This window comes from Thiothrix subterranea (assembly GCF_016772315.1).
In the GTDB taxonomy this organism is placed as follows: Bacteria; Pseudomonadota; Gammaproteobacteria; order Thiotrichales; family Thiotrichaceae; genus Thiothrix; species Thiothrix subterranea.
In genome coordinates this window covers 482,312-498,247 of record NZ_CP053482.1, presented here as the reverse complement: position 1 = coordinate 498,247, position 15,936 = coordinate 482,312, and the positions used below count along the sequence as shown (strand labels likewise).

Annotated in this window: 14 protein-coding genes; 11 read left to right on the top strand and 3 right to left on the bottom strand. The window is 51.4% G+C overall.

Features of this window, described 5'->3' with window-relative positions:
• Positions 1-22: 22 nt before the first annotated feature.
• On the top strand, positions 23-1,579 hold the full coding sequence (locus HMY34_RS02430) for a methyltransferase regulatory domain-containing protein (RefSeq protein ID WP_202717733.1): 1,557 nt from the start codon (positions 23-25) through the stop codon (positions 1,577-1,579).
• Here the strand turns inward: HMY34_RS02430 and HMY34_RS02425 are convergent.
• The 3 genes from HMY34_RS02425 to HMY34_RS02415 form a co-directional block, all read right to left on the bottom strand.
• On the bottom strand, positions 1,576-2,310 hold the full coding sequence (locus HMY34_RS02425) for a TSUP family transporter (protein ID WP_202717732.1): 735 nt from the start codon (positions 2,308-2,310) through the stop codon (positions 1,576-1,578). The two genes, HMY34_RS02430 and HMY34_RS02425, sit on opposite strands and share 4 nt — an antisense overlap.
• A 54-nt stretch (positions 2,311-2,364) precedes the next feature.
• A complete protein-coding gene (locus HMY34_RS02420) occupies positions 2,365-3,111 on the bottom strand; it encodes a hypothetical protein (RefSeq protein ID WP_202717731.1) in 747 nt (248 codons plus the stop codon).
• A gap of 65 nt (positions 3,112-3,176) precedes the next feature.
• Positions 3,177-3,956, bottom strand: coding sequence for an ATP-binding cassette domain-containing protein (locus tag HMY34_RS02415; protein ID WP_228287956.1), 780 nt, complete (start codon positions 3,954-3,956; stop codon positions 3,177-3,179).
• A gap of 252 nt (positions 3,957-4,208) precedes the next feature.
• Here HMY34_RS02415 and HMY34_RS02410 point away from each other — a divergent pair, with 252 nt between their 5' ends.
• The 10 genes from HMY34_RS02410 to HMY34_RS02365 all read left to right on the top strand — a co-directional run bounded on the left by HMY34_RS02410 (position 4,209) and on the right by HMY34_RS02365 (position 15,922).
• The gene (locus HMY34_RS02410) at positions 4,209-5,039 is read left to right on the top strand and encodes an SGNH hydrolase domain-containing protein (protein ID WP_202717730.1); all 831 of its coding nucleotides are present in this window, start codon (positions 4,209-4,211) and stop codon (positions 5,037-5,039) included.
• Positions 5,040-5,122: 83 nt separating this feature from the next.
• Positions 5,123-6,679, top strand: a complete 1,557-nt coding sequence (gene murJ, locus HMY34_RS02405; protein ID WP_202717729.1) for a murein biosynthesis integral membrane protein MurJ — start codon at positions 5,123-5,125, stop codon at positions 6,677-6,679.
• 59 nt (positions 6,680-6,738) lie between these two features.
• On the top strand, positions 6,739-8,385 hold the full coding sequence (locus tag HMY34_RS02400) for a DUF945 family protein (RefSeq protein ID WP_202717728.1): 1,647 nt from the start codon (positions 6,739-6,741) through the stop codon (positions 8,383-8,385).
• A gap of 6 nt (positions 8,386-8,391) precedes the next feature.
• The gene (gene trxA / locus HMY34_RS02395) at positions 8,392-9,267 is read left to right on the top strand and encodes a thioredoxin (RefSeq protein ID WP_202717727.1); all 876 of its coding nucleotides are present in this window, start codon (positions 8,392-8,394) and stop codon (positions 9,265-9,267) included.
• A gap of 107 nt (positions 9,268-9,374) precedes the next feature.
• Positions 9,375-9,920, top strand: a complete 546-nt coding sequence (gene grpE, locus HMY34_RS02390) for a nucleotide exchange factor GrpE (protein WP_202717726.1) — start codon at positions 9,375-9,377, stop codon at positions 9,918-9,920.
• 105 nt (positions 9,921-10,025) lie between these two features.
• Positions 10,026-11,942: a molecular chaperone DnaK gene (gene dnaK / locus HMY34_RS02385; protein WP_202717725.1), complete on the top strand. Its 1,917-nt coding sequence runs from the start codon at positions 10,026-10,028 to the stop codon at positions 11,940-11,942.
• A gap of 82 nt (positions 11,943-12,024) precedes the next feature.
• Positions 12,025-13,188 carry a molecular chaperone DnaJ gene (gene dnaJ, locus HMY34_RS02380; RefSeq protein WP_202717724.1) on the top strand — a complete coding sequence of 388 codons (1,164 nt, stop codon included), beginning with the start codon at positions 12,025-12,027 and terminating at the stop codon, positions 13,186-13,188.
• Positions 13,188-13,991, top strand: coding sequence for a 4-hydroxy-tetrahydrodipicolinate reductase (gene dapB / locus HMY34_RS02375; protein ID WP_202717723.1), 804 nt, complete (start codon positions 13,188-13,190; stop codon positions 13,989-13,991). The genes dnaJ and dapB overlap by 1 nt, the downstream gene beginning before the upstream one ends.
• Entirely contained in the window at positions 13,991-14,668 is a 678-nt protein-coding gene (locus tag HMY34_RS02370) for a cytochrome b/b6 domain-containing protein (protein WP_202717722.1), read from the top strand. Before dapB ends, HMY34_RS02370 begins: the two co-directional genes overlap by 1 nt.
• Positions 14,669-14,791: 123 nt before the next feature.
• Positions 14,792-15,922, top strand: a complete 1,131-nt coding sequence (locus tag HMY34_RS02365; protein WP_202717721.1) for a YeeE/YedE family protein — start codon at positions 14,792-14,794, stop codon at positions 15,920-15,922.
• The last annotated feature ends 14 nt before the right edge of the window (positions 15,923-15,936 follow it).

Sequence of the window (15,936 nt, the reverse complement as noted above, 5' to 3'; positions counted from 1 at the left end):
CTTGCGTAGGAAGCCCGCTGTTATGGTCGATTTTTATGACGAACTTGCATACGAAACCAATCCTTTCCCCGAAACGCACCCCGGCAATCTGGCTACTTTAGGGCGTTTATTCGGGATTCCGACTGCCTCACCGCAACAATGCCGGGTATTGGAATTGGGTTCGGCAACCGGCGGTAATTTAATCCCGATGGCGTGGCATTTACCCCATAGCGAATTTGTAGGGGTGGAGTTATCGGGGGCGCAAGTGGCGATCGGGCAGCGCATTGTCGAGCAATTACCGCTGCAAAATATTCGTTTGGATGTCGGCGATATTTTGGAAATTGACCCTGCCGCGTTGGGGCAGTTTGATTACATCATTGCCCACGGTGTGTATTCCTGGGTCCCTGCGGTAGTCCGTGAAAAAATCTTGGCGGTGGCGCGTGAATGCTTGACACCGCACGGGCTGGCTTACATCAGTTATAATTTACTTCCCGGCTGGCGGATGCGGGGAAGTTTGCGTGATTTATTATTGCACGCGACCCGCGAGGTAACAGGTGCGGCGGCTAAATACCGTGCCGCGATTGCCGCTTTAGAGCGTTTGCAACAAGCCTTGGTGGGGGCGGAAGCTGACAGCCAGCGTTATGTGCAAAAAGAGATTACCTACCTGCTCGGTTCGCACCCCAGTTATTTGTTGCACGAATATTTGGCGGGCGAAAACAACGCTTTTTTATTTAGCGAATTCCTTGCTGATGCCCAGCGGCATGAATTGCAATACGTGTGTGAAACCGATTTGCACACCTTGTTCGACACTACGCTGAGCGGAGCCGCGCAAGCCGCTTTGGGGGATATTGAAGACCCGTTGCAGCACGAGCAATGGATGGATTTTGTGCGAATGCGGGCATTCCGCAAAAGTGTATTATGCCGTGCCGATGTGACATTGGAACGTGCAGTGGATGTGGATGTGTTCACCGAGTTTTTTTACAGCGCGGATTTACGGCTTAAAGGCAAAGCGAATCTGAGCAATACCAAGCCGGTGGCGTTTTTGACGCCAGACAATACTGAGCTGACAGTAACGCACCCTCTGAGCAAAGCCGCCTTGCTGTATTTGCAGGAAGTACACCCTTACACACCGGATTTCAACGAGTTATACGCCCATGCTGCTGAACGGGTACGTGATGCTGGCGGCAAACAATTTGCGAATGCTCGCAGCGAATTGGTCAGTGAGTGGTTCAGCTTGTACAGTTATCGTGCGGTGTATGGGCATTTACATCCCTGCTTAATCAAACCCGAATGGTCGGAACGCCCTGAAGTCAGCGCTTTGGCACGTTTGCAAGCGGCTGAAGGCTGGCAAAGTGTGGCGAGTATTCGCCATCAAGCCCTGAGTCTTGATGATTTTTCTAGCCGTTTATTGCAAGTGTTGGATGGCACGCACACTGTTCCCGAACTTACCCAACTTTTGTGTGAGGAAGTGACCGGAGGGGCGTTACCAATCCCCGGTGGTAAACAAGCACAAACTGGCGGTAAAGGCTTGGAAAAAGAAATTGCAGCGAATGTTAAGCACTTGCTGAGTGTATTTGCGCGGCATGGTCTGTTGGTTTAAAGATTAAGCAACCCAAGCACACTGACAATCGCTAATCCGCCACCGATCCAGCGCTTGAAGGTGATGTCATTGCGGGTAATGGCATGATGCGCTTTCAACCCTAATACGTGCCCAATTGCCGCGACCGGAATTAACAGCAGTGCCGTCATGAAATTCATCTCCACGTCCAAAGCGATGAAGGTGGTCATTTTGATACTGACCAATACAAACCACAGTACAAACAAGGTATCGCGTAATTTTTCCTTGCTTACATGGCGCATATACACAGCGACCATGAGCGGTGCGCCCGTGAGTGACGTGCCTGCCACGTAGCCGCCCAATATGAGCAAAAGTTTGTCTACCCAAGCTTGATGGCTTTCGATCGCACGATTCAGCATCCAGATAATACCGTAGAACAGGCTAACCGAATAAATAAACACATTCAGCCACAAGGTTGGCAGGCTGATCAGGCCGAATACACCAATAATGGCGGGTGGAATGATGTACCAAGCTGAGTGCCGCAAATACGCCCAATCGACATTATGCAAACGCTGGCTCAAGGTCAGGCCGGAAAAAAACAGCAGATGCGTTCCAATAATTGGCAACCACAGCAACGGGTCAGGGTTGAGAAATAACATTAACGGCAAGCCTAATGCTGCCCCGCCAAATCCCAGCCCGGTACGTACAAAGCCTGCCCATACAAATAACAGGCACACGAGCAAGGTTTGGGAAATACTAAAATCTAACAGCATGGTAAATGTCGCCTTGCAAAAGGCGCATTCTAACAAATGGCTAGAAAATTGTGGTCACGGCGTGTTTGCCACTAAGCTTTTTACCAGCCAAGCGGGGGCGGGAATCTCCGTCATCGGCTGAAAAATGCCGCTAAGTTTGGCGGGCATGGCGGGTATTTTGCGGGCTTCGCTCCAACTATTGCCCCAGTCATTGCTGCTGTATTGATACCATTGTTTGCGTTCACCGCTGCCTGCTGGCACATACGCCGCCGTGATCAGTGTGCCGCGCCCTTGCGTATCCATATTGAAATCGTGCAGACCGGGGTAATGGTTGCCCCAATTGGGGCGATTTAATTCAGCGGGAAGATGCACGGTGGTGCAACTGAAGTCGCTCAACTGGTTTTTGCCCTGCAAAACAATGTAATCATTGCCGGAGCCTTCGCGTCCCCACGTGGCAAACAAGGTCACGCGATTCAACGATGGCGTGCTGTAAGCAGCGAGTACCGCGCTGCCATCGGCAATTGGGTAAGCTTGCCAAACAGTGTCGCGTTTGGCGAATAAAATAGCGCCTGATTCCGCCGGATTTTGCCCAATCAACAACGGCAGTGTTACACCCTTTAAAGCATAACCGTGTAACGCATTGTTTTTAATTAGTGAATTTACAAACGCTTTGCTGATGCGCTCGGCTTGCCCGCATTGCCACCCCGGTTGCCACAATGCGGCAACGTCAGTTTTTAGGGTTTCCCCGGCACAGCCGCTGACAGGGAGCAAATTGCTGATTAGCAATAATCCTGCAAATACGGTGTGCGATGTGGTATGCATAATGATTTCCTTTTTTGCCCCCGAAGCTCAGTCTACTGCTTCAGACTGCCAGAATAAAGAAATGTTCAGTATCGGGAAGCAAGCAATAATTCACGGGTATAAAGGTGTTGCGGGTGATCAAACATAAGGTTTACGGCCCCGGTTTCCACCACTTCACCGTGACGCATGACGGCGATGCGGTCACACACCCCACCCGCCAAGGGTAAATCGTGGGTAATCAACACCAGTGCCATTTGCCGCTGGGCGCGAATGTCCCGCAACAGTGCGAGAATTTCGGACTGTACCGTGACATCCAAAGCGGTGGTGGGTTCGTCAGCAATCAGCAATTCGGGTTCGCATAGCAATGCCATTGCAATCATTACCCGTTGGCGCATTCCGCCAGAAAGTTCGTGCGGGTAACTGTGTAAGCGGCGGCGGGCATCGGGGATACGCACTTGGTCGAGCATGGTCAGGGCCTGCTGTTGTGCTGCTTTCGCGCTCATGCCTTGATGGACTTCCAGCACTTCGGTGAGTTGCCGTCCGATGGTCAGTAGCGGATTTAACGCCGTCATCGGGTCTTGGAAAATCATTGCCATGCGTTTGCCACGGTATTGATTGAGCACAAGCGGCGGCTGATTCAGCAATTCTGTACCCGAAAATTGCACGCTGCCACGGGTTTGGGCATTGTGTGGCAGTAAGCCCATGACGGCGTGAAACAGTTGGCTTTTGCCAGCACCGGACTCGCCGACTACCGCGAGGGTTTCGCCCGCCATGAGTTGCAAATCCACGCCGCGCACGGCTTCGATCACGCCGTCGGGGGTGTTAAAACAAAGCTGTAATTGCTGAATGGATAACAGAGGTATCACGGCGTTGGAGTTCCATTGCGCTATAATTCAAACATCATAACCTGTGAGCCGTAATAAAATGAACACCCGTAATCGTGAGGGTATGTTGGGCGATTTTCTTAATGTCCGCCAAGAAGCCATTTCCAGCGTCTCATTGCTGGGGTGAATTTCTTTTTGTATGGCAAAAGGTGGTGGTGCGTTCGTTGTAGAGCAGGATTGATTGACCGATTTGTTCTATAGTACCGGGTTTGCGCTCATTTGAAGGAGGTTTGCATGTTTCGCAAAGCAGCAGGGTTGCTTGCCAGCATGGTGGTGTGGTCTATGTCGACGGCGATAGCGGCGGAAACGTCGTTGAAACAGAATTTGATGACGGCGGCTGATACCAAAGCCAGTGGCGAATACGCTTTTTCCCAGTGCCGTGCGTTGACAGGGCAGACGTTTGACACGACTAAATCGACGAAAAAAGCGCTGATTGTGGGCGACAGTTATGCCTGCGATTTTCTGAACAGTATGCAGGAAAACGGGTATTTGCGTGATTACCAGATTGCGCTGCGTTTTATTCCGTATGACTGCCAAACCGTGGCGGGCGATGCAGCCCCTAAGTACATTGCCGCTAAAGATCGTAGCTTGTGTGCCACGCCAGAGCGAGCCGACAGTTTGGAGCGTGCGAAAGCGCAGATGCAAGAAGCCGATGTGGTGATTTTTGCATCCCGCTGGAAACCGGAGATTGCGGCGGCATTGCCACAGACCTTGCATACCTTGGGTTTGCAACCCCGGCAACGGGTAGTGGTGGTCGGCAGCAAGTTTTTCGGCAAAATTTCGGTGCGGCAATACTTGCGAATGCCTGCCAATGATTTGAAAAAGTTGGAAAATGAGGTAGACCCTAGCGAAGCAAAAGCCATCAATGCGGTGTTGGCGAAGGGCTTAGGCAAAGAGGTATTGTTTGTTGACCCGCACAATTTGGTGTGTGGCGATGATACGAGCTGCCCGTTGTTTACCGATGATGTGAATTTGATTTCGTATGACGGGCGGCATTTGACCAAGGAAGGGGCGCGTTACATGGGCAAAGTGTTGTTCCAACACTCGGCATTAGGGCAGATGTGACGGCAAATCCACATTTCCTGCATGACCTTTGCACGTGATTCGGGCAGAATCGCGGCTTCTTTTTGTGGAAACCACGTTAAACCATGAGCCGTTTGTTGCGTTCCGGTGCTGTGATCAGCGCCATGACCATGATTTCCCGCGTGTTGGGCTTGCTGCGCGATATGATTGTTGCGCGTTATTTTCCGGTGGATGGCGCAACCGATGCGTTTTATGTGGCATTTCGCATCCCTAATTTGTTGCGGCGTTTGTTTGCAGAAGGGGCGTTTTCGTTAGCTTTTGTGCCGGTGTTGTCGGAATACAAGGAAAAGCGTGGTCAGGCAGAACTCAAGGATTTGATTGATCATGTGGCGGGTTATCTGGCGCTGATTTTGCTGGTGATTACGGTCATCGGTGTGGTGGCAGCACCTGTGGTGATGTGGGTGTTTGCACCGGGGTTTGCCAGCAAACCGAGTGCGCGACCGGATTTAGCCGTGGAAATGTTGCGGATTACCTTTCCCTACATTTTATTTATTTCGCTGACAGCGTTTGTCAGTGGGATTTTGAATACATTTCATCGGTTTGCGATTCCGGCTTTAACGCCTGCTTTATTGAATGTGGTGATGATTGCGGCGGCGGTGTGGGGTGCGCCGTACTTTGACGAACCAATTTTGGCATTGGCGTGGGGGGTGTTTTTCGCGGGGTTGGCGCAATTGGTGTTTCAGTTGCCGACCTTGACACGTTTGGGATTGTTGCCGCGTTTCCGCCTGCGTAAGGCTCACGAAGGTGTTAGCCGGATTATGACGCTGATGATTCCGACCTTGTTTGGTTCATCAGTGGCGCAGTTGAATTTGCTGATCAATACCTTGCTGGCATCATTTTTGGCGGTGGGCAGTATTTCGTGGTTGTATTATTCCGACCGTTTTGTGGAATTGCCGTTAGCGATTGTCGGGGTGGCGTTGGGGACGGTGATTTTACCCAAATTATCCAGCGATCATGCCAAGGCGGATGCGTCGCAATTTCAGCAAACGATGGATTGGGCCTTGCGGCTGGGGGTGTTGATTTCGCTGCCTGCGACGCTGGGTTTGGTGTTGTTGGCAAAGCCGATTTTGGCAACGGTGATGATGCACGGTGAATTTGCTTGGCGTGATGTGCAAATGTCATCCTTGAGTTTGATGACGTATGCGGTCGGCTTAAGCGGATTTATTCTGGTGAAAGTGTTAGCGCCCGGTTTTTATTCGCGTCAAGATACCAAAACCCCGGTTAAAATCGGCATGATTGCGATTGGGGCGAATATGGCGCTGAATGTGTTGATTGTATTGCCTTGGTATTTTTCGGGTATCGCGGGGGCGCACGCTGGCTTGGCCTTGGCAACCGCCTTAGCGGGATATGTGAATGCGGGTTTGTTGTTCTATCATTTGCGTAAGCAGCAGATTTTTCAACCGACAAAAGGCTGGAGGGTCTTTTTGCTGAAAATCGGTGCAGCTTGCTTAGCGATGACGGCGTTGGTTTGGCTGGCATCTCCGGCAGATGCATGGTGGCAAACGGCTTCCACATGGTCAAGAATTGGCTGGTTAACGGGGCTGATTGCGCTGGCGTTAAGCAGTTATTTTATGGCGCTGCGGCTGCTGGGAATGCCGTTTAGGCAAATGTTGGGGCGCTGATACTTTTTTCTCTGGTACACTTCGCGCAAGTGTCAAAATACATCCTACAGGAATCTATAATGAAAAAGTTAGTTACACTGCTGTCTGTTCCCGTTGTTTTGCTGGTCGCGTGGGGCGGTACTACTTGGTATGTCGGTCAACAGACTGAAACCACCTTGAAACAGTTTATCGACCAACAAAATCAAGCGTCCACACAAAGCGGCATCAAACAAGAACTGGTTAGCTATGAAAAAAGCGCTTTGGGCGCTACCGCGATTACCAAGCTGATTATGGATGTGCCACCCTTGAGTGGTTTGGGTGAAATCCAATTCATCAATGAAATTAGCAATGGCCCGGTGTTTATCGGTGGTGGCAGCCCAGTGCAGTTCGGCACGGCGCGAATCCACACCCAACTGGATACAGCGGCGTTGGATGCTGAGCAGCGTGAATGGTTAACCACGGCATTTGCGGGTAAAGCGCCGTTAGAAGGCCACACCGTGATTGGTTTTGGTGGCAATACGGATTACCACTTCACCACGAATCCGCTGAAAGTCGATCAGGACGGCACGACCGCACAAATGGATAGCATTACCTTGTCTGGCACTTCAGCGCCGGATATGACGGGTAAGATTTCAGTGCAAGCGGGCAAAATTGAAGTTAAAGATACCACGGCGCAATTCACCCTGCCTTCCATGCAATTAGAAGGCGACATGACCGGCATGATTGGCGGGCAAGCCTTGGGAACGTTCGATCTCAAAATGCCGGGCGTGAGCATTTTAGCGGAAGAGACGACCGTGCCAGTCAGCTTTGATTTGGCGATGCAGTCCGACAGCGGTATCACTGACAATGAATTAGCCTTTAAAATCGCCACGCAAGCCAGCAATATTCAAGGCGTAGACGACGCGCTCAGCAAGTTGGATTTCAAACTTGATCTCAGCGGCTTGGATATGGCTGGTGCAGAGGAACTGGGCAAGCTACAAGCCGAATTGCAAAGCCTCCAGAACCAAATGCTGTGGAGCAGCGAAGCCACCGAAACCCCAGAAGGCCAGCAAAAACAGCAGGAGTTGATGACGCAATTGACCGATACCACCGGTAAAGTCGTCGAAACCTTGTTTGCTAAAGTGCTGAAAACCGACAAAAGCCGCTTGCATACCACGCTCTTGACCGAAAGCCCCAAGGGTAAGCTGAATGCTGATGTGGATTTGACCTACACGGGTAAAGCAGCCCCGGATATGATGGCGCTTGCCAGTTATGGCCCCAATGACTGGGCAAAACTCATGAAAGGCAAAGTAACCTTGGATGCCGATAAAGCCTTACTGCCTCCCGGTTCTGAGCTGATGTTGACTCCGCTCAGTGAACAGGGTTTGCTGAAGTTGGACGGCGAGAAAATTACCAGTGCCATCGAGCTGGCGGGTGAAAATGTTACCCTGAATGGCAAACAGATGCCGTTTGCTGATTTTGTGGCTATGCTGGCTCCGCCGGGCATGGATCAAGGCATGATGGAAGAGGGTGGCGACCCGAATATGGGCATTCCTGAAGATTTGATGAAAAAGATCGAGGCAGAAGGCTTGACCCCTGAAATCATCCAGTTACTGGAAGAAAGCGATGATGTGCCGAAGGAAACCATCGAGATAATGAAACAATTGCAGCAAATGCAGCAGCAAATGGGTGCTGAGGAAGCACCTGCGACTGAAGCAGCACCCGCCGCAGACGCTAACAAGGAGTAGAGAATAATGGCAGAAAATGCAACTTCCCCCTATATTTTTGAAGCGACCCCGCAGAATTTTCAGCAAATCATGGAAAGTTCTTACCAAGTCCCCATCTTGGTGGATTTCTGGGCGGATTGGTGTCAACCCTGCAAAACGCTGATGCCGATTTTGGCGAAGTTGGCGAATGAATACCAAGGCGGTTTCATTCTGGTGAAGGTCAATAGCGACCAACAACAGCAACTCGCCGCCCAATTCGGGGTGCGTAATCTGCCGACCGTCAAGGTCATTAAAGATGGCAGGATTGTGGATGAATTCACGGGGGTACAGCCAGAGTCTGAAATTCGCAAACTCATCGACCGCCACCGCACCCGCAAAACCGAGCCGTACCGCCAGCAAGCGCTGGAAATGTACAACAACGGTGATTTGCCGGGCGCAACTCAGTTGATGGAACAAGTGCTTCAGCACGAACCGGATTTTCATGAGGCGGCAATTGAACTCGCCGGAATGCTGATTCAGCAACAGCGTGCGGAAGAAGCGGAGGCTCTGCTGCAAGCGATTCCGCCGGATGCCATTGATAATCAGGTCATGAGCCAGCTACTAGCAGAGGTGAAACGGGCAAAATTGCAAGCGCAAGTGGTCGGTGTGGATACCTCAGCGCTCGAACAGCAATTAGCCGCTAACCCTGACGACCTGGCAACCATGCTGGAATTAGCCAAAATCCGTGTCGCAATGGATGAGATTGAAGCCGGTCTGGAGCTGTATTTCACCGTGCATAAAAAAGACAGCAAGTTCCAAGATGGCGCTGGTAAACAAGGTTTATTCAATACTTTTGAATTGATCGGTAGCGCCAATCCTTTGGTGAAAAAATATCGCAATAAGTTATTTGCCTTACTTTATTGAGGTGTTTTGGGTTATTTTCGGCAAAAATGCGAGTTTGCCCTTGAAATTCCCAAACTAAACCTTACTTTCCACGGCGAAATGATTTTTATCGCCGTGGAGTAGTAACAATGAACGATCCCAAAGACAACCTGCAAGACGCAGCGACAAACGATGCAGATGACGCTGTGATGGACGTGATGGATATTGAGCCATTAGACACTGATGCCCTGCAAATCGAACTCGACAAAGCCAAGGCTGAAGCCGCCGATAACTACGAACAATTGCTGCGAGCGCAAGCGGAAATGGCGAATCAACGCCGTCGTTTTGAAAAACAAATTGAAGACGCGCACAAATATTCTGCCCAAAAATTTCTCGAATCCATCATTCCGGTGATCGACAGCTTGGAAATGGGGATGCAGGCGCAAGGCGATATTGAGCAAATTCGCGAAGGCATGGCGCTTACCCTCAAGCAGTTTGAAACCGTCATGGAAAAATTCAACATTACCTCCGTCGGTAAACCGGGTGATGCGTTTAACCCTGAACACCATCAAGCCATGTCGATGCAGCCACACCCTGAGTTCGACAACAATACCTTGTCGTTGGTGATGCAAAAAGGTTACTTGCTGAACGGTCGCGTGGTACGCCCTGCGATGGTCATGGTTAGCAAAAAGTAAAGATTCTGTCACATCGGCTCTTGAAAACGGGTAGTTAACCCCACATAAACAAGCCAATTGACAACATTCGTATTAGCCCTACAAAAAGCATTCTGGAGAGACACTATGGGAAAGATTATCGGTATTGACTTGGGTACAACTAACTCTTGCGTGGCGGTCATGGATGGCGACAAGCCCCGTGTTATCGAAAACGCAGAAGGTGATCGCACCACCCCGTCAATCATTGCGTTCATGGAAGACGAAGTGCTGGTCGGTCAAACCGCCAAGCGCCAAGCCGTCACCAACCCAGAAAATACCCTGTACGCCATTAAGCGTTTGATTGGTCGCCGTTTCAAAGAGGATGCGGTACAAAAAGACATCAAACTTGTGCCGTACAAAATCGTCCAAGCCGACAACGGCGATGCGTGGGTAGACGTGCGCGGCAAGAAAATGGCACCGCCAGAAATTTCCGCCCGCGTGCTGATGAAGATGAAGAAAACCGCTGAAGATTTCTTGGGCGAGCCTGTTACCGAAGCGGTTATTACTGTTCCGGCTTACTTCAACGATTCGCAACGTCAAGCCACCAAAGACGCGGGCAGAATCGCGGGTCTGGATGTTAAGCGCATCATCAATGAGCCAACCGCAGCGGCACTGGCTTACGGCATGGACAAAGCCAAAGGCGACAGCAAAATCGCCGTTTATGACTTGGGTGGCGGTACATTCGACGTATCCATCATCGAAATCGCTGACGTTGATGGCGAAATGCAGTTTGAAGTACTGTCTACCAACGGCGACACCTTCCTCGGTGGTGAAGACTTCGATATGCGATTGATCGACTATCTGGCAGACGAATTCCGCAAAACCAGCGGTTTGGATCTGAAAGGCGATCCATTGGCGATGCAACGTCTGAAAGACGCGGCAGAAAAAGCCAAGATCGAACTGTCAACCAGCCAACAATCTGACGTGAATCTGCCGTACATCACCGCTGATGCTTCCGGCCCGAAACACTTGAACATCAAAGTGAGCCGCGCCAAGTTGGAATCATTGGTGGACGACCTGATCGAGCGCACTATGGTACCGTGCAAAATTGCCCTGAAAGATGCCGGTTTGTCAGTGGCACAAATCAACGATGTCATCATGGTTGGCGGTCAAACGCGTATGCCGAAAGTCCAAGAAGCAGTGAAAAACTTCTTCGGCAAAGAGCCACGCAAAGACGTGAACCCTGACGAAGCGGTTGCCGTTGGTGCAGCGATTCAAGGCGGCGTATTGGGCGGCGGTGTTAAAGACATTCTGTTGTTGGACGTTACCCCATTGTCATTGGGTATCGAAACCCTCGGCGGCGTGCTGACCAAGCTGATCCAAAAGAACACCACGATCCCCACCAAAGCATCGCAAGTGTTCTCCACCGCAGAAGACAACCAAACGGCTGTTACCGTGCACGTCCTGCAAGGTGAACGCGAAATGGCGCGTGACAATAAGTCACTGGGGCGTTTCGACCTGCAAGACATTCCACCTGCTCCGCGCGGTATGCCGCAAGTAGAAGTAACGTTTGACATCGACGCAAACGGTATCTTGAACGTTGGCGCGAAAGACAAGTCCACCGGCAAGCAGCAAACCATCGTCATCAAGGCTTCTTCCGGCTTGTCCGATGCTGAAGTCCAGCAAATGGTGAAGGACGCGGAAGCGCACGCGGAAGATGACCGTAAATCTCGCGAATTGGTCGATGCACGCAACCAAGCCGACAGCATGATTCACGGCACGGAAAAGTCGCTGAAAGAGTACGGTGAAAAGGTGGATGGCGCATCGCGTGCTAACCTCGAATCCCTGATCAGCGAATTGCGTGATGCGGTCAAAGGCGACAACAAAGACGTGATCGAGCGCAAGTCCGAAGCGTTGATGGAAGCGTCTGGCAAGCTGATGCAGCAAATGGCGGGCGGCGCAGACGGCGGCGTTGAACCGGGTGCAGGCGCACAAACGGGCGGCAAGGCGGGCGACGACGACATCGTTGATGCTGAATTTGAAGAAGTTGATGGCAAGAAGTAATACACTAGCCATCTTCTAAATACACAGGCGCAGCAAGAATTTTCTTGCTGTGCCTGATTTCGTTTAAGTGGGGATCGAATTTATGTCCAAGCGGGATTATTACGAAGTCCTTGGTGTACAAAAGAATGTCAGCGAAGATGACCTGAAAAAGGCATTCCGCCGTTTGGCGATGAAGCATCATCCCGACCGCAACCCTGACAATGCCGAATCAGAAGCCAAATTCAAAGAAGCCAAAGAAGCTTATGAAGTGCTGAATGACCCGCAAAAGCGTGCCGCGTATGATCAGTTCGGTCATGCGGGCGTGGATCAGTCCAGCGGTTTTGGCGGCGGTGGGCGCGGTGGTGCTCAAGGTGGTTTCGGCGATGTGTTTGAGGACATTTTCGGCGACATTTTTGGTGGCGGACGTGGCGGCAGAGGCGGTGGCGGCGCGAATCGTGCCTACCGTGGCAGCGATCTGCAATACAACCTTGAATTAACTTTGGAAGATGCGGTATTTGGTAGCACTACCGATATTCGCGTGCCTTCCTTGCAACATTGCGATACCTGTAACGGCAGTGGTGCAAAAGCGGGCACGCACCCGCAAACCTGCCCAACCTGTCATGGCAGTGGTCAGGTGCGGATTCAGCAAGGTTTCTTTGCTATTCAGCAGACTTGTCCGCATTGTCACGGCAAGGGCAAAATCATTGCCGACCCTTGCCCTGACTGCCACGGACAAGGCCGCAAAGAAAAGCAGAAAACCCTGTCAGTGCGCATTCCAGCAGGCGTGGACAATGGCGATCGGGTACGCTTAGCGGGCGAAGGCGAAGCCGGTATTAACGGTGGACCAGCGGGCGATTTGTACGTGCAAGTATTCGTCAAGCCACACGATTTATTCCAGCGCGAGGGCGATAATTTGCATTGCGAAGTGCCGATTCGCTTCACCACCGCTGCCATTGGTGGCGAGTTTGAAGTACCAACGCTGGATGGCAATCGCGTTAGCCTGAAGATTCCGGCTGAAACGCAAACCGGCAAACAGTTCCGCTTGCGCAACAAGGGCGTGAAATCGGTGCGCAGCGCTGCTGTCGGTGATTTGATTTGCCGTGTCGTGGTCGAAACGCCGGTGAATTTGACCAAACGGCAGCGTGAATTGTTGGAAGAATTGGATGCTACCTTTGTGCATGGAGGCAAAAAACACAGCCCGCAAGAACACGGCTGGTTGGATAAAGCCAAAGGTTTCGTCAAAGACTTGTTTGAAGGTGACAAATAATGACTAGGATTGCCATCGTAGGCGCGGCTGGGCGTATGGGCAAGGCGTTGATTGAAGCTTGTGCGCAAACCGACGGCTTGGAATTGACAGTTGCTACTGAACAACCTGCCAGTTCGCTGATTGGAGCGGACGCAGGCGAAGTCGCGGGCATTGGCAAAAACGGTGTGCTTATTGCGCCCACGTTAGATGATGCAGCGAACGATTTCGATGTATTGATCGACTTTACCCGCCCTGAGCCGTGCTTGCTGCATCTGAACTGGTGTGTTGCCAAAGGCAAAAAAATTGTCATTGGCACGACGGGTTTTGATGACAATGGCAAAGCTGCTATCGCCAAAGCTGCCGAGCAAATCGCGGTAGTGTTTGCGCCGAATATGAGTGTTGGGGTGAATTTGTGCCTGAAGTTGCTGGATATGGCAGCACGAGTGCTGGGCGATACCGTCGACATTGAGATTATGGAAGCGCATCATCGCCACAAAGTCGATGCGCCTTCTGGCACGGCGTTGCGCATGGGCGAAGTGGTGGCGAATGCACTGGGGCGTGATCTGAAAGAATGCGCGGTTTATGGGCGCGAAGGCGTGACCGGCGAACGTGAGCGCCAAACCATTGGATTTGCCACGGTACGTGCTGGCGATGTGGTCGGTGATCACACGGTATTGTTTGCCGATGTGGGTGAACGGGTGGAAATTACCCATAAAGCGTCCAGCCGGATGACGTTCGCGAAAGGCGCAGTACGTGCTGCTGGTTGGCTTGATGACAAATCATCTGGCTTGTTTGATATGCAGGATGTATTAGGGCTGAAGTGATGCAAACGACTCCGGTAAAGCTTTGGGATTTGCCGACCCGCCTGTTCCACTGGACTCTAGTGATCGGTATTGGTTTTTCGTGGTTTTGTGCGGAAATCGGCGGTAACTGGATGGTGTGGCACGAGCGCAGTGGTATTTTTCTGCTGGCTCTGGTGCTGTTTCGGATTGTCTGGGGCTTTATTGGGAGTGATACCGCCCAGTTTAGGCAATTTCTGACGTCGCCGGTGCAAGCGTTGGCGCATTTGCGTGATTGGCGGAGCAGAGCAACGGCGTTTCATGCCGGGCATAATCCGTTGGGGGCGTGGATGGTGGTGGTATTGTTGCTGGCAGTGTTGGCACAAGCGGCTACCGGTTTATTTGCTACCGACGATATTATGACCGAAGGGCCGTTGATCGCGCTGGTATCCGGTAGTACAGCGGAATGGCTGACGTCTATTCACCATTTTAGCTTTAATAGCATTCTGCTGTTGGCAGGTATTCATATCGCGGCGGTATTTTTCTACCGTTTTTATAAGCGGACTAATCTGGTTAAGGCAATGGTTGTGGGTAAAGCCGACTGGCCTACGCAACAGCCATTACCTGTCACATTGGTATTCAAGCCTGCTTGGTTGGGCGTATTGGTGTTTGCGATGATCTACGCGGGTGTTGCATCTGGGATTGCTTTTTTAGCACAGTGATTGCAGGTGTTACGCACTATTTTGACATAGATCATTAGCAATTCTTAATATACTTAATTAAGATACTCTCCATTGATTATTGCATAGCTTCATTGTGATTTCTCATGGTGAAGGGAGAGTGAAATGGATTATGAGACCTTAGTGGCGTATTTGAGTACGGAAGAAATCTCCGCTGTCATTGGAGCAGTGGTGGGGTTGACCTTCGGTATTTTTGCACAGCAAAGCCGTTTTTGTTTACGCGCCGCGTGCGTCGAATTTTGGCGCGGGCAAACGGGCAAAAAATTTGCGATTTGGCTACTCGCATTTGGTGCGGCGATGTTGGCTACTCAGTATTTGATTGGCGCTGGCGCGATTGATACCGGGCAGATTCGGCAGTTGAATAATGCGGGGTCTATGTCTGGCGCGATTATTGGCGGCCTGCTGTTTGGTGGCGGCATGGTGTTAGCGGGCGGTTGTGCCAGCCGTTTGCTGGTGTTATCCGCGACCGGCAATATGCGCACGATGGTGGCGGGGCTGGTGGTAACGATTGTGGCACAAGCGTCATTGACCGGCGGATTGTCTCCCCTGCGCGAAGAAATTTCTTCTTGGTGGTTGGTCGATGGCAGTTCGCGCAGTTTCGCCGGGTGGTTGCCGCCCTATGGTGGCATTATGTTGGGGGCAGCTTTCTTGGGAATCGCTCTATGGTTTGCTAAGCGTCACGAGGTGAGTAAGTGGTTGAGCATTGCGGCGATGATCACAGGCTTCTCTGTTGCGCTAGGGTGGTGGTTGACCAGTTGGCAGGCCAGCAATTCTTTTGACATTGTGCAAGTGCAAAGTGTGAGTTTCACCGGGCCTTCAGCCGATACCTTGATGGGATTGATCAATCAGCCTTACTTGTCATTGAGCTTCAATGTGGGTCTCGTACCGGGCGTCTTCCTTGGTTCGTTGCTGGCGGCACTGGTGACTCGTGAATTCAAATGGCAGCAGTTTACGCAAGACAGCGGCTTTACCCGTTTTTTCATCGGTGCGACATTGATGGGATTTGGCGGGATGCTTGCCGGTGGTTGCGCGGTCGGCGCGGGTGTTACCGGCGGAGTCATTTTAGTCATCACCGCGTGGGTCGCGCTGTTTAGCATGTGGATTGGCGCAGGTGTCATGGATTGGGTCGTCGACCGTAAAGCTGATGAACTCAAAGCAGCAGCAGAAGCCGCTCGGCACGCTACCGATAACCTCCCTGATTTTGCTAAAGCCCCCGATATGGTACGCATGAATTAATCATTACGATTACA